Annotated in this window: 12 protein-coding genes and 1 pseudogene; 4 read left to right on the forward strand and 9 right to left on the reverse strand. The window is 48.1% G+C overall.

All coding sequences use genetic code 11. The annotated features are described in order from the left end of the window. Positions 1-9 precede the first annotated feature (9 nt). Entirely contained in the window at positions 10-915 is a 906-nt protein-coding gene (locus ACZ5QV_RS07675) for a protein translocase subunit SecF (RefSeq protein WP_464601950.1), read from the forward strand. Further along, positions 912-2660, forward strand: coding sequence for a preprotein translocase subunit SecD (locus ACZ5QV_RS07680; protein ID WP_464601951.1), 1749 nt, complete (start codon positions 912-914; stop codon positions 2658-2660). Before ACZ5QV_RS07675 ends, ACZ5QV_RS07680 begins: the two co-directional genes overlap by 4 nt. Here ACZ5QV_RS07680 and ACZ5QV_RS07685 read toward each other — a convergent pair. Continuing rightward, the gene (locus ACZ5QV_RS07685) at positions 2657-2836 is read right to left on the reverse strand and encodes a hypothetical protein (protein WP_464601952.1); all 180 of its coding nucleotides are present in this window, start codon (positions 2834-2836) and stop codon (positions 2657-2659) included. The two genes, ACZ5QV_RS07680 and ACZ5QV_RS07685, sit on opposite strands and share 4 nt — an antisense overlap. A 101-nt stretch (positions 2837-2937) precedes the next feature. Here ACZ5QV_RS07685 and ACZ5QV_RS07690 point away from each other — a divergent pair, with 101 nt between their 5' ends. Continuing rightward, complete coding sequence (locus ACZ5QV_RS07690) at positions 2938-3966, forward strand: AAA family ATPase (protein ID WP_464601953.1); 1029 nt, start codon at positions 2938-2940, stop codon at positions 3964-3966. A gap of 464 nt (positions 3967-4430) precedes the next feature. Here the strand turns inward: ACZ5QV_RS07690 and ACZ5QV_RS07695 are convergent, their stop codons facing one another. The 6 genes and pseudogenes from ACZ5QV_RS07695 to mtbA form a co-directional block, all read right to left on the reverse strand. Beyond that, positions 4431-4682 (reverse strand): AcrB/AcrD/AcrF family protein, encoded by a 252-nt coding sequence (locus ACZ5QV_RS07695; RefSeq protein WP_464601954.1) that lies wholly within the window; start codon positions 4680-4682, stop codon positions 4431-4433. A gap of 16 nt (positions 4683-4698) precedes the next feature. Next, positions 4699-4947: a monomethylamine permease gene (locus tag ACZ5QV_RS07700; RefSeq protein WP_464601955.1), complete on the reverse strand. Its 249-nt coding sequence runs from the start codon at positions 4945-4947 to the stop codon at positions 4699-4701. A 1-nt stretch (position 4948) separates the two neighbouring features. Next, positions 4949-6358 carry an APC family permease gene (locus ACZ5QV_RS07705; RefSeq protein ID WP_464601956.1) on the reverse strand — a complete coding sequence of 470 codons (1410 nt, stop codon included), beginning with the start codon at positions 6356-6358 and terminating at the stop codon, positions 4949-4951. Between the two features lie 307 nt (positions 6359-6665). Then, a pseudogene (locus ACZ5QV_RS07710) lies at positions 6666-8042 on the reverse strand (monomethylamine:corrinoid methyltransferase). Between the two features lie 23 nt (positions 8043-8065). Beyond that, positions 8066-8719, reverse strand: a complete 654-nt coding sequence (locus tag ACZ5QV_RS07715) for a methyltransferase cognate corrinoid protein (protein WP_464601957.1) — start codon at positions 8717-8719, stop codon at positions 8066-8068. Between the two features lie 989 nt (positions 8720-9708). Further along, positions 9709-10728, reverse strand: coding sequence for a methylcobamide:CoM methyltransferase MtbA (gene mtbA / locus ACZ5QV_RS07720; RefSeq protein WP_464601958.1), 1020 nt, complete (start codon positions 10726-10728; stop codon positions 9709-9711). Between the two features lie 556 nt (positions 10729-11284). Here mtbA and ACZ5QV_RS07725 point away from each other — a divergent pair. Continuing rightward, positions 11285-12916: a methylamine methyltransferase corrinoid protein reductive activase gene (locus ACZ5QV_RS07725; RefSeq protein ID WP_464601959.1), complete on the forward strand. Its 1632-nt coding sequence runs from the start codon at positions 11285-11287 to the stop codon at positions 12914-12916. Between the two features lie 237 nt (positions 12917-13153). Here ACZ5QV_RS07725 and pylD read toward each other — a convergent pair whose 3' ends face one another. Beyond that, positions 13154-13945: a 3-methylornithyl-N6-L-lysine dehydrogenase PylD gene (gene pylD / locus ACZ5QV_RS07730; RefSeq protein ID WP_464601960.1), complete on the reverse strand. Its 792-nt coding sequence runs from the start codon at positions 13943-13945 to the stop codon at positions 13154-13156. 77 nt (positions 13946-14022) lie between these two features. Next, the gene (pylC, locus tag ACZ5QV_RS07735) at positions 14023-15258 is read right to left on the reverse strand and encodes a 3-methylornithine--L-lysine ligase PylC (RefSeq protein ID WP_464601961.1); all 1236 of its coding nucleotides are present in this window, start codon (positions 15256-15258) and stop codon (positions 14023-14025) included.

The following is a 15258-nucleotide window of genomic DNA, read 5'->3' on the forward strand; positions in this document are numbered from 1 at the left end:
TATTTAATTATGGCAACAGGTTTGACCGAATTTTTAGATACCTTCGTGAAGAGTCACGATAATCGGCAGTTGCTGGCAATACCTCTTGCGGTGCTCGCAATCTCGCTTATAATTCTGGGGGTCTCCTATGCGAGCAGCGGGTCACCCGTTCCCCTCGGAATGGAGTTTCAGGGAGGGACCCAGATCTCAGTGGAGACTGTGGACTCTTCCGAAACTCTTGAAAACCTCTATTCGGATTACCCCATACAGGATGCCCGCTCGGCAGGCAACCGGGTCATCATGAATTTCGGGGTAATGGACAATGAGGAACAGAGGAGCCTTGAAGATGCTGTTATGGACCAGTATTCCAACGTGGAAATCAGGCAGATAGGGGCCGTTTATGGCAGTGACCTGCAGTTCCAGGCCATAAGAGCGCTTATCATTTCCTTTATAGGGATGGCGCTTGTGGTTTTCCTGATTTTCAGGAGCCTCGTGCCTTCTTTTGCCGTGGTCCTTTCGGCCCTTTCGGACATCCTGATCGCAGCGGCCTTCATGAGGATTGCGGGAATCGAGCTTTCCCTGGGAACCGTTGCGGCTCTCCTCATGCTGATCGGTTATTCTGTGGACAGTGACATCCTCCTTACCACAAGGGTGCTCAAGCGCAGGGGAACGGCGGAAGAAAAGATTACCCGGGCTATGCAGACGGGTATTACCATGACGACCACAACCCTTGCGGCTCTGCTGGTAATGTACGTGGTTTCCACCTTTCCCTATCTGGTTATTCCGTCCTTTACGCAGATCACTCTGCTCTCGCAGATCTCAAGTGTACTGCTTATCGGGCTTGCGGCTGACCTTATGAATACCTGGCTCTTAAACACCGGGATTCTGCGCTGGTATGTCCTGAAACCCGAATTCAGAGGGAGGTATAACAGATGAGTGAGAAAACGGAGAAAAAACTCGTGAATAACCCGGGGGAACTTCTCAGGAAGCCCAGGGTAATCCTCTTCATCCTCGCCCTTCTCGCGTCCATTGCGTTCATCCAGCCCTGGGGAGCTCTCGGGGAAGATGGGGCCTCAAATCTGAACTACGGGCTCGACCTTGAGGGCGGGTCTTGGCTCCAGATAAAGCTTCAGGGAGCCCTGGCTCAGGTGGACGCCGACCCCGCACTGATCGTAAGTGAATCCGTCAGGCCGCTTATCGGGCCAATCGAGATTACGTCCAATACCCTGGAAAGCTCGAATCTGAGCGAAACTGATAATCCCACGATTGTTTTCACGACAAATGCCCAGGTCAGCAAGTCCGAACTTGAACTCCTGGGACTTGGACAGGTAAGTGTGGACAGACTCAGCCAGGAAAAGACTCAGGTCACCATCATCACAACTAAGGAGGCCCTGATCAAAAACTACCTGGCAACTTCCCTTGATGCCGAAGTAGTGCTTGTAAATTCCGGGGACGGTCTCTTTTATGAAATCAGGACCGAAGTGTCCGAAGAAGACCTTAAAGCCCTTATGGAAAAGGTAGGAGGATCCATTCTCACAAATGAAGACGGAACCCTCAGCTATAAGGAAGGGGTCAGCACTGAGACGAGAGACCTGACCCGGGACATCCTCAACGACAAACTCAACGCTCTGGGGCTCAAGGACATTCCTGTCCGGACGGTCGGGGACGATTATATCCTCATCGATTTCGCAGGCATTGACCTTGCAACTGCCAAGGACATTGCCGAAAAGCCCGGTAAATTCGAAATTCGGGTCCAGACCGAAGGCAACGAGTCCAGACATGTGCTCTACGGGGACTCAATTGAAGGTGTGGGAATTCCCGGATTCCACGATGAGCAGTGGCATACTCCCTTTACCCTGAATACGGAGGGGGGATTGGCGCTCCAGAAAATCGCAACCGAGGTCGGAGCGGTATCCGACCCTTACTCGCACTACCTTGAAATGTACCTGGATGAGAACCTGATCTACAGCGCTCCTCTGAGCACTTCTGCGGCCGCAAAGTTAAGAGATGGCCCCATCTATTCTTGGGAAGCTTCCACAGGCCAGGACGAGGAAGCCAAGACCCAGGCCCAGCAACTCCAGATTCACCTCAGAGCCGGGGCTCTTCCCGTGAACGTGGTGCTTGTGGGCTCGGGACATGTGGATGCAAGTCTGGGAGATCAGTTCAAGACTGAAGCTGTGATTGCAGGCCTTTTATCTTTGCTTGCGGTGGCTTTTGTAGTCTTCCGCAGGTACGGGAGAAAGGAAATTCTGATCCCCATGGTCGGGACCTCCGTCAGTGAGGTTATCATGATCCTGGGGGTTGCCGCGGCAATCGGCTGGCAGCTTGACCTCCCGGCAATTGCGGGAATCATTGCAGCCATTGGAACAGGGATCGATCACCTGGTAATCATTACCGACGAGGTGCTCTACGAGGGCAAACTACCTTCCACAAAGGTCTTCCTTTCCCGGATCGGAAAGGCCTTTGCGATCATCTTCGGAGCGGCTGCAACCACGGTAATCGCCATGTCCCCGCTTGTGATAATGGGTTTCGGAAGCCTCAAGGGTTTCGCGATTACCACTATCATCGGGGTGTTCATCGGGGTCTTTATCGCAAGGCCGGTCTACGGGACAGTTATCAAGGAATTGCTTGAAGCAAGCGATGCGGCACCAAAGGCCGCTGAAGCTGCCGAAAATCTTTAAATGAAAGGCAGAGCGGGGAGGAGCTGGGGAACCTTATCCTCTCCTCTCCTTTTTTCTGCTTTTTTTGTTTTTTTTGTTTTTTTTGTTTTTTTTGTTTTTTTTGTTTTTTTTGTTTTTTTTGTTTTCTTTTGCTTTTTTTGTTTTCTTTTGCTTTTTGTTCTTTCTCCATTTTCCATGAAAGTTTGTCCGGGAAAACCCGGGAATCAAAAACCTGAAATAATTAGGAGTGCAAAGAGCGTAATATGTGCAATACGAGGTTGGATCAAGAGTGGAAATAATGCATGACATCTGGACCGTGAAGTATAGGCCAAAGACGCTGGAGGAAGTGCTGGGCAATACCCCTTCCCTGACGACTTTATCCGACCTTGTCCGTTCAGGCACCCTCCCGCACCTTGTCCTGCATGGGCCGGAAAATTCCGGAAAAACGACGACTGCCCTTGCGCTTGCCTTTGAGCTTTACGGGGAGAGCTGGAAAAGTAATTTTACCTATTTCAATGCCTCGGATTTTTTTGACCAGGGCAAACGCTACCTTGTCCGGGATAAGCGTTTTGTCCGCATCATCGGGACCGATGACCCTAAAAAGATCTACAAGAGCGTAATCGACATTTTCAAGGAGATAATCAACGAGTACTCAGGGATCGCTCCTCTGGATGCGGATTACAGGCTCATATACATCGACAACGCCGAGTCCCTGAGCCCTGAGGGCCAACATGCACTGCGCCGTATAATGGAGAGGTATAGTAAGACATGCAGGTTTATCCTCTCCACAACAAGGCCCTCGAAACTGATTTCCCCTCTTCGCTCCAGGGGTGTGCAGCTTTTCTTCACCTATGTGCCGGACGAAGTCCTGAAAGTCCACCTGATGCGGATAGCTGAAACGGAAAAGCTGGAACTTTCCGAAAGGACTCTGGATGCGGTCCTCTATGCTGCGAAGGGAAACGTAGCAGAAGCTGTTCGGACCCTTCAGCTCGCCTCCCTTGAGGCGGGAGAGAATGGAGCCGTGACCGAAGACCTTGTCTATGAGGTCACGGTGATTGGCCGGGATAAGAGTATGGACGAGCTGTTCAGGGCTTCCAGGGCCGGGAATTTTCAGGCAGCCCGAAAACTCATAGACGAAATGCTTATTGATAAAGGCCTTTCCGGAATAGAAATTCTCGAAGGGCTCTGTGAAGCCGCGCTGAGTTCCGGGGAATCTGATGAGGACCTCGCTTCGATGGTTGCAAAAATAGCGGACACGGATTTTTATCTGCGGGATGCGGCAAACGAAAGAATCCAGCTTGAATGGCTGGTTACGGAACTTTCCTGAAATATGCCTTAATTTTTTCCGGATTTATTTTTTTACTTTTTAAGGTTATACATTTGTGTCATTCAAAGTTATTAAATAAAAATAAACTGTTTGAATTTTGCATTTATAACTTTCTTGCTTATACTCCCCAACTAGATCTCGTATTTATATTTATCTATAAAAAAACATTTAAAAATCAAAAAATATATATATGAATTATATTATTCAAAATTTAAAGTAGATAATTATATATATTAAAAACTACAAAGGATCTTTAAAGAAGGGGATCAGCGTACAGATCGATCTTCTATTTCAAAAATCAATCCACAAAACTCCCAAAACATTCCCTGAACATTCCACGAGCAAATCAGGGGATTACCACAAAAAAGAGTTGACTGCCTGATTCTTTTTCAGGCAGTTCTTTCTAACTAATTTTTTTCTACAAAATTAGCTCTTTATTTCAGTTTATATTTCCTTTCTGTATTTCAGTACTTATAGTTCTTGACTGAGTGATAGAGGATTACTCCAAAGAAGGCAATGATCACCAGCAAGAAACTGAAAAAGCCCACAGGGTCCCAGACAAAACCAATCCCTGATCCGCCTTCGTCCCAGGATACGAGCACAGCTCCCTGGAGCACGGTGGGAATCACCACGCAGGCGAAGGCCAGGACAAAGATAAAGACGATGTCAAAGACTTCTGCAAACTTTCCTTTTTCTTTTGCGGAAATTTCGGTCATATTCCAGGCCCTCCTTTCAGTCGTAATACCGGAACTCGAACATGTGGTTTTTGATCGAGTCTCTTACCCTGAGACAACCAATTGCTTCGATGCCGATCACGAGCCCGAAGAAGACTATGTAAAGGTAGGAAAAGCCCGAGGAGATTTCCCAGGTTGCTGAGAGTATTTTGCCCATCACGAAGGACTCAACCCCTATAAGCAGGGCCAGCATCCCGAGAATCAGCATGGAGTCTCCGTTGAGCTTGCTGTGATACCTGCTTTTCATCTCATTCGTCACTTCTGAACTCAATTCCGTTCACCTCCGTTGAAACTCTGGCATTCGGAGAACCCCTTGGTTCTGGCCAGCCCATGGAAGCCCAGTTGTTCTCCGCGGTGGATGTCTTGTGCTTACGGCTGAAGTAGAAATACGAAATGCCGTAGAACACAAACGCGAAGATCAGGTTGTACTTATAACCCCAGAAGAGGGTCGAGAGTATCGTAAGGGCAAGCGCAATCGCGAAGTATGCGATGTAGGGTTGCAGGGGACCTACAAAGGGCCGGACTTTGCTTGAGCTTTCCGGGAAGAGTTTCCTGAAGCGGATCAGGGAGAAGGGAATCAGCACGTAACAGAGCAGTCCCGAGGCTATGGAGAAGGTAATGACCTGGTCCAGGAAACCACTGAAGGCAAAGCCGATAGCAACCGGCACTGTGAAGATCACAGCTCTGTAGGGGGTGTTGTATTTCGGATGCACCGCCGAGAACCAGGGGGAGACGTAATTGTCCCTGGAAAGGGCGAACCAGGACCTTGAAGAGTCACAGACACAGCCGTTTGCACTTGCAAGGCAGGTCAGAAGTGTTCCAAGGCCCAGGAGTGCGATTAAGACCAACACTCCACTGTTCTGAGCAGCTTCAAAGAGCGGGTAGACGGAAACTCCAAGTAGATCCGTAGGGATCAGTACCGCACAGAGGTACAGGGTCATGGCCGCGCCGATAAGAAGCGTAATCATCCCGGCCTGCTGCCCGAGAGGGACCGCACGCGAAGGGTGCTTACATTCCTCGGCACACATGGCCGCACCTTCGATTCCAAGGTAGAACCAGGGCCCGAATTGCAACGCTGCAAAAAGCCCTATCATCCCGTTTGGAATTGCTCCCTGGAAGATATATTCGGGGTGGATGTTTATTGTCCCGAAGGTTGTTGCAAAGAAGAAGATTATGATTGCAATGAAAGCTATCATAGTCAGGATGAAATTAAGGGTAAGTGCGGCAACAACGCCCCGGTAGTTAATAAATGTCAATAGTGCTATAACAAGTAACGTTATGGGAAATACCTGTAGTTCCGGGAATATCGCAGATGCGATACTTGCAACCACTATGGCATCTGCGGCTTCCAGTGCAATGTATTCCATGTACACCGCAAGCCCGACGCTGGCCGCAGCCCCCGGACCCACAAAGAGCCGGGCCCAGTCATACGGTCCTCCGGCCAGTTTGGTAGCCGAACCAAGTTCACTTGCACAGAGAGATATTACCACATACAGGGCTCCTGCGACCAGCATGGCCAGCAGGGCTCCGAGTATTCCTCCTTTTGCAACGGTAAAGTTCCAGCCCATAAATTCTCCGACTAGAACAATACCTACTCCGAGGGCCCATACGTGGAAAGGCCGGAGAGTTTTCACCAGGCTGGCAGATTCTTCAGACATGATATCACCTTTTTTCCGGTAAATCAGTTCTTTCCGGACACCTTACTGGCATCCAGCAATACCCAGCCCATAAGTGCAAAAGCGAGGAGATAGATCGATCCGTTTATAATTGTCCAGATATCCATATTTATATCTCCACTATTTTTTTTACACACTGAATTTTTGCATTCGGTGCCCTATTCCCTTGAAAATATTCCATATAATTAGCATCAGGTGTTTTTAAGGTTTTCGCCTGACGGTTTAAAAAAAAAATACCAGCGGGATACCCGCTGGCAAGGGTTTTGGGCTTATCGATTTAGTAATCAATTTAGAATACAAGACCGAGGTCTTCGAGTTTCTTCCTTGCGCCGTCGTAGACCTGGACGTACTCGTCGGTTGGTGTGACGGTCATAACGTCATAGCATTCCTGGAAGGTCTTTCCTTCAGGGGCTTTTGCGTAGTCCTTCTCGTAGAGGCCGACGAGCTTGTTGAGGATACCGTTTACTTCGGTGATATCCATGCCTGCGGTTGCTCTTGCGACTTCTCCCATCATCCTGGCTTCCATACCTGTGGTCTTGTCAGTAACAACACCTTTTGCGGCTGCGACTCCGGAGAGGATTTCACGGCCTGAGGCTGTGTCAGTCATGGACTGTGCGGAGGCTTCGAGGAGGCACATCTCGGTACATGGACCAGCGCATGGGTAGTACTGGTTTCCGGAGAGGATGTCTGTGAACTCACTGATGGTTGCACATGCCCAGCCTGCGATTGTCAGGGTTTCCCTGGTGTTGGTTGAACCCCAGCGGATGTGGACAGGCCCATCAAGGTGCCAGCTTGCGCTGCTCATGATGATGGAGTTGATGTGGGTTGCGATGTCCACGATGGTGGTCTCTTCAATGCCGCCGGCGTATCCGCCGAAGATGGGCATCTGTTCGTCCATGATGATGTCGCTGTTTCCCTTGTAGTGGGCGATAACTGCGATTGCATCGAGGTCGATCTTCAGTTCATTTAACTGAGAGACTTCGTGGCTGTCGGTGGAGGCCTGGCCACCCCAGCAGTCGGAGGCGATGTTTCCCTGAGCGGACAGGGAGGTCTCTGGGCCCTATATGCCCATACCGGGGCGTCCGGCCATTGCTGCTGCCTGCTTGATGAGTCTGGTCTCGGTCTTGGACGCAAGCACTTCGTAGGGGCTGCCCGGAATTGGGGGTCTGCCACGAACGGAGGTCATGACCCCATCCACAATGGTGTCCACTTCTTTCTCAAGGGCGTAGCTCATGTGAACAGGCATGAAGACTTCTTCGGAAATTGGGGACCCGGTAGGACCGCCCTGAATGATTGGCTTTCTACTGTCGCCGACGCTTCTCTTCTTTACGTTTACGGCGTCTCTCCCTGTCCCTAATGTGAATTCTCTCTGAACGTTGTTGAGGGAATCCCAGATCTCGGCTTCGGTGTACTTGACAATCCTGTGGGTATCTGTACAGTAGATACCGCAGTCAAGGAGCATATCGAATCCGGCTTTGAAGAGATTCTCCATCATGCCCTTATCGGTAGGGATGATCTCGTCCTTGAAGTCAAGCCCGTACTTCTGCTTGAGCTCCATGGCCTTCATGGGGATGGTCATGAGGTCCCAGTCGTCCTGGGTACATTTCTCGCCTTTTTTTGCACGGTCATAGAATTCGTAGCAGTCAAATGAGTTGGTGAACGTCATATCAATATCTCCTGTATCTACGATTATTCCATGATCTTAATTGCGACCTTTGCGGCTTCTGCAGCGTTTTCTGCGGTTGCGTCTGCGCCGATTTCTTCGATCCATCCATTAGATACGGGTGCGCCTCCGAACATGCACTTTACACTGTCCCGGAGCTTTTCTTCCCTGAGCAGATCCATGAGGTCCTGCTGGCCGAGCATGGAGGTGGTCATGAGAGCTGAACCGACAAGGATGATCTTTTCTCCCTTGTGCTTTGCAACTTCTTCAACGACAGTCTCGTTGAGGACGTCGGTGCCGAGGTCGATGATGTCAAAGCCGTTTGCGCCGATCATGGTGGTGACAAGGCGGTGGCCAATGTCGTGAATGTCTCCTTCTGCAACGAAGGTGATGGCGGTTCCGGTTTCGTCTCCTTCAACCCTGTTCTTTGCGAGTTCAGGGGTGAGGATTTCCATTGCGCCTTTCATTGCCTTTGCAGACATCATGATTTGAGGCAGGAATATCTCTGCGGCTTCGAACTTGTCTCCGATGATCTTCATCCCAACGGAGAGGCCTTTTGAGATAATATCAAGTGCTGAAATCCCGTTAGCAAGAGCTTCATTTGTTAATTCTACACAGCCAGAGATGTTCTGGTTTACGATTGAATCACGAAGTTTGTCGAATATTTCTTCGTTTGCCATTTTTAAACCTCCAATACATACTATTTAATTCTGGTTGCGCAGCATAATGTCTGAAAATGTAGACTTTATCGAAGTGCCAAAAGCTCAGTTTTTCACATACCCACACCGGAACAGGTCAACGCAGGAATTACAGATATCTATAGCTCCCGCTAATGATGTATCTATAGTTTTCACTAAATGGTGTTTATAAGTATCCCGGTCTGCCGTCTGGCAGGATGTGGATTGCCAACTTCTTACAGCAAATTGTCAAAGGCTTCTTAGGACAAAGCTTCTTAAGAGCAATTTACCATAACACTTACAGCAATCTCGTTTGTCTAAAGTATCCACTCAATGAATATCTTCCACTATCCACGAGCCATTAATCGAATCCCTTTCCTGGAATCCTGTATGTGAATGGTGAGTCTTTCATTAATGTGAATTAGTTTCTTGACATTACTGAGGAATATATTTCTATTTGAGACTGCAAACCTGTTTATTATCCCAATAATAACAGATTTTATCCCGGATTATCCAACAGTTTAGCTGCTTGGCATTACCTCCGAATGTTCAGGGGCAATTACCTAACTAAAAGATTGGTACACTCCTATATAAATGATTACTATATTTGTCAAATATATACTACAAAACAATCTCTATTATAAAGATTATTTTATAAGTATGGGGTAAAATCGACTCATATTCTAGGCTGAAAATGCCATATAGGGAAATGAGTGTAAATTAGAGCAACAAGTATAAATATAGTATCAGATACGCAGTTTGCTTCTATTGAATTATATATACAGTCGACGAGTGTATTACTAAATTCAAAGTGTTTTCCACAAAAACAAAAAGTATATATATCGCTTACAGTATTATTTTTTTTATATGCTCTTTTATCCCGTATCAGGAGGGCCGGGTTCCGGAAATATAGGGTTTTGAACTCTAAAATGTATTCAAAAACGTTTTTTAAAAAAAGAGAGCTGGCCAGAAGCCAGCATTAAATTCTGTATTTAGTAAGTAAAGTTCTTTGCGCACTCAATCATTTTCTTGAGGTTTGCGGTTGGGGTCATGCTGACGGTTCCGCATCCTATGGTGAGTAAACCCACCCCGGCATCCAGGATCTTCTTGCATGCTTCTTCAACGGTTTCGGGGTTTCCGTTCCAGAGCACGGCTACAGGGTCTACGTTTCCGACGATGAGGGCGTTTTCCACGTTGCCGACTGCGGTTGCGATGTCTACCTTCTGGTCAACACTGATTGCATTTACCCCGGTCTTTTCCATAATGGCAAGGCCGTTGGTTGTGTTTCCGCAGATGTGGAGGACGGTTGCGACATCCAGTTCCTTCATGGCATCAACGATCTTTTTCTGGTAAGGCACGGCGTACTTCTCGTAGAATTCTCCACCGATGAGTTCGTAGCTGGCGGTCGGGTCGATGATTGATATGGTGTCGGCTCCGTTTTCAATCATTGCCTTTGCGTATGCGACGTTGAAGTCGGAACAGAACTCAAGGAGTGCAGGGACGACTTCGTTGCCTGTGAAGATGTTTCCGAACCAGGCGTCTCCGTTGAGGTGCTGAGCAAGGGAGAAAGGCCCGATCATGGATCCAATGATTGGGAGTTCGCTTCCATACTTGTCGGCAACGATCTTTACAGCTTCGATGATTTTGGAAACTCTGCCTTCGCCGAGGGTGTATTCCCTGAGCTTGTCAAGGTCTTCCAGGTTGCTCACGCTGTGCTTGATAACGGAGGGCTGCTGTTCTCTTGTGCCTGCCTTGATTCCACAGCCGAAGAGTTCGGCTTCAGCGGTGATGTCGAAGGGGACGCGGATTGCTTCGAAACCGACAAAGGTGTGGCCGGCTTCTGCAAGGGCTGCCATCTTCTGAGCGTCTTCATGGGCCTCGGGCCAGAAGGCTCCGCAGGCTTCCATCTGCTCGACGGTTCCGGTCTGGGTGAAACAGACGGCAGGCATTCTGTCTACTGGCTGTTTTCTAAGTGCACGGTACAATCTTTCTTTGGGTGTATAATTTGCCATTTTAATCCCTCTCTCGTATATAAATATACAGGATTATTATCAAAAAATTATAGTATAAATATGTATGTATTATAAGTCATAAATTAAACGTTGATATATAATTTTGTATGGATAATTCTCTATGGAGGGTATTGAAATTTATCCTAAAACAAGTAAATTTGAGTTGTATAAGAAAACAGATGAATAGTTTAAAATATTAGAAATATTGGCAATTAATTAGGCAGGACATTCGGGGGCCTTCTCTTCTTAAGAATAAGGAAAGTATGTATATATAAAAATATTAACCACAAATTTATGAGTGGAAACTTCAAAATAGTTGTTCTGAAAAAATATAAGGAATTTATATTATAAGGAAACATATTATTTAATTAGCACCAAAACGTATTATTTAGTTAATTATATAACTCATATTAGATATGTTTAATGTAATACTAAATATAATGTTGATCATCCCACCCACATACAAAATATTATTGATTTGATTATAAAATGGCAAAATATCAACTGAATAATCTTGAATATTTCGCATAATTTGTTTTTTCTGGAGATCTCAAAAATGTATGGAATAGCACTCGATCTGGGAACAAGTGGTTTCAGAGCTCAGCTTATTGACATCGAAACAAAGGAAACGATAAAGACCGTCATAACGATGGGGCATCCTCTTCCCGGCGGAAACGTTATGGACCACCTGGACTTCGCCATAACAACCGGAGAAGACGTGGCTCACGGGGTTATGATCGAAACAATCGTAAGAATGCTTCAGCTATTTAACATAGATCTCTCCGAAATTGAAAGGCTGGCTGTCTGTGGAAACCCTATACAGCTTTCCCTCTTCCAGAACATGGAGATCAGGGACCTGGCTTATGCAGGGAAGAACAAACAGAAAAAGCTCGGGGTCGAAAATATCACGAGAGAAGCTCGCATTTTCCCTGCCTCCGAGGTCTTCAAGACCCTGGACCTGCCGAACTGCGAGATCATCGTGCCCCCCGCAATCAAGCACGAAATAGGAGCCGACGCCCTTGCAATGATGCTTGAGACCGATTTTTTGAACCAGACTGCCCCTTCCCTGGTAACCGATTACGGTACAAACGCCGAAATGGCCCTGAAGGTTGGAGACAGGATCATAACCGCAAGCGCTGCCGCAGGCCCCGCAATCGAAGGTCAGGGTATAAGCTGCGGGATGCTCGCAAGCCCCGGGGCTATCTGTGACGTAAAACAGGAAGGAGAGTTCTGGAAAATCCTGGTCCTTGACAAAGAAATGGAAACTCGGGACGCCTACCTGATCGATCCCCTCTCCGGAGAAATAAAGGAAAACTACGGTGGTGAAGCCGTGGGCATCACAGGTACAGGAGTTATTTCCACCCTTGCCGTGGCTCTCAAGAGCGGGCTTATTAAAAAGCTCCCTAATCTTCCCAACGGACGGCTCATCCTCGGGCCTGATATCGAGATCACTGATAAGGACATGGAAGAAGCCGGAAAAGCCATCGGAGCAATCCGGGCCGCCCACCTCGCCCTCATCGTTGAATCAGGCATCAAATACGAAGATCTGGAAAACGCCTACATGTCAGGAGCAACCGGTGCATACGTGGACGCCGAAAGCGCAAGGCAAATAGGGTCCTGCCCCGGCTTCTCAAAGAACATTCTCCAGTTCGGAAACACCTCCCTCGGCCTTGCAAGGGAACTCGTCATGGACAAATCCAGGCTCAACGACGTAATCGAAGTTGCCAAAAAAGTCACCGCCGATCACCTCATGATGGCCACCAGTGACACCTTCAACAACTTCTACCTCTGCGAACTCTCCTACTGGACCCAGGGCATGCCCCTCGAAATGTACAACCAGATGCTCGAAATGTACGGCATCCCCATCCTCCCCAAAACCCTCGAACATGTTCATGTCGAAAAACGGGTCAGCAAAGACATCGAAGAAGTCGGCAAAGAAGGCCTCGTCATCCTCAAAGAAATTGGCATAACCCTCGAAGTCCCAGTAGAAAAATGTGTCTTCTGCCACAAATGTGAAAAAGAGTGCCCAGAAAACGCCATTGAAATCATTGAAATCGACGGTAACAGATTCGCCGAGTACGACAGCCAGAAATGCCTCGGAACAAGCTGCCGCCGCTGCGTCAGTATCTGCCCTGAAGAAGCCATCGACATGACAAAGCTCAAGATCAGCCCAAAGTGCTTTATTTAAATTGCTGAAAACTCCTGAGCTAACCTTTTCTTTTTTTCTTTTTTGTAAATGAGGATTTTAGCCTCAATTTTCCAGAAATAAGGTTTTTAGATCTAATTTTCCAGAAATAAAGTTTTTAGATCTAATTTTCCAGAAATAAAGTTTATAGTCTGCTTGAGCTCGCGCAGCGAGCGAAACGGACACCGGGCTCCCGAATCGGAATTCGGGAAGCGCAACTCGGGAAGCGCAACTCGGGTTTTAGAAAATTGAGTACAGCATTGACAGCGTCCCTATTCCCAGGGGCTCCATAACAATTTCCGCCTCGTACTTCTCCCGCAAGTCCTCCGAAAGCCCGCAGGGAATACCGGGGGTTGATACCAGACAGCCTTTTTCGAGCGCGGACTCGGGGATAGTGTCCGGGCAGGGGGTCGCCTCGAAGATCATGGAGAATTTCTTAGGGGTTTCGGTTTCGATTTCGGGGTCAAAGGGAATGACCTTGAGTTCGGAGACTGCCCGCTGGAACAGCCCGTCGTCAACGTCGTATCCGTACACGGAAAAACCTTTTTTTACCAGGTGTTCGGCCCCGGGAAAGCCCACTTTGCCAAGCCCTATCACCAGGATGTCTTTGCTTTTGGCCCGCAGGCTCCGGGATGCGATTTCCGCATAGACAATTCCGGTGCAGGGCTGGTTGTTTGCGATTTTCCCGTTTTTCAGGTTGTGGGCCAGGTAGGTGAGGTCGTCCGCCATCAGGACAATATCCGCCCCCGCAGTCACAGCCTCGTAGTAGCCGCTGACATCGGGTTTTTCAGTAACAAAACCGTCCAGCCCAAAATACCGGACAATCGCGAGCAGGGACTCCGAAAAACTCCCTATTATTCCGTTTCCGGCCGTAATGGGGACAATTCCCACCTTTTCGGAACCTGCCTCCGTCCCGTAAAGGGCCTTGCAGACCTCCTTTATATCAAGGCCGGTTGCTCTCCTCACGGCTGCATCACTGTTTTCAAGTTGCCTGTTTATTTCTGCCAGGTCTTCCGGGGTTAAAAGTGCCATTTTTTGTCTCCTCCGGGGAATATGTTATTTCATAAATCCATTTTTAACTTTCAGGATGATTAAAATTTAATATAAAATCACAAATTCAAGCCGGGGTTCAGAACACTTTTAATGCCAGTCTTCCTGCCGGTATTCAAACCAAAGTCCAGGTCAATATTCAGCCCAAAGTCTTCGGCCAGGATCTCAAGCCCTTTTTCCCTTACTTTTTCCGCTTCTTTCCTATCCGAGGCCCAGGCTATCAGGGTAAAAACCGCCTGCTTCCCCCTACCCAGGAAAATCTCAAGCCCCTCCTCTGAATAATATTCTCCGTATTCCGAGTTTTCGGAAAGCATGTGTTCGCCCACGGGGACGAGGGTCAGGCTTTCCTTCTCAAGCATGAGGTGTTCAAAAATACAGAAAGCATCTTTCGGAAGGGCCTCGATTTCCCGGATTCCTCCGTTTTCTATTTCTGCCACTCTTTTCTCCTTTCTTTCCCTCTTTCCTTCCTTTTCTCTTTTTTCCCTTCCCTCAAAGGCTTTGAAGAGGAGTTCCACAAGGTTAATCCCTGAAGAGTGGTAGACGACCGTTGGGGTCTGGCTCGGGAAACGGGCATCGATTTCGATTACCTTCAGGCCTTTTTTGCCCTGAATGGCCTCGACGTCCATGATCCCTTTAAGGGAAAGCCCTTCTGCAAGGATCCGGGCAATTTCCCGGAAGGTCGGGTCGTAAGGAAGAGAAGTCACCTTATGGCAGTCATAGGTCCCGTCGATATGGACCAATGTCTCCTTCACAACGGCAAACCGGACTCCGTCTCCAACGATTTCCAGGGAGACCACGTCCCCTTCCACATACTCTTCAATGAGCATGGAAGGGTCCAGAGCCTGTAGTTCTTCCTTGTCGAAAATAATCGAGGTTCCCACACTCCCGCTCTCGCAGGCCGGTTTTACAAAATAAGGAGGTTCATCGGGCCGGTCTAGGGGGGTTGGGACCCCGACGGACGCAAAATATTCCTTAGACTTCTTCTTATCCCGGCTCACGCGGTAAGCGTCAAAATCAAAAAAGATAGGGCAGAACAGCTTTTCTTTGACCGACTCAAGAAATGCGATACATTCCGAATTTTCATTCAGGGGGATCAGAGCGTCCACCTTTCCCGAAAGCTCAATCAGCCGGTCGGCATCCTCGATGATATCAAAACAGTGAAACTCATCCGTGTAGTTCCGGATAAGGGCCTCCGGGTTTCGGTCTACAAGGACGGTTCTCATTTCAGCTTTTTTCGCAAGGTACGCAAGCTCAAAGCCCTGGAGTTTGCCTCCCACAAGACAGACCGTTTTCAT

The sequence above is a fragment of the Methanosarcina baltica genome (assembly GCF_055394095.1).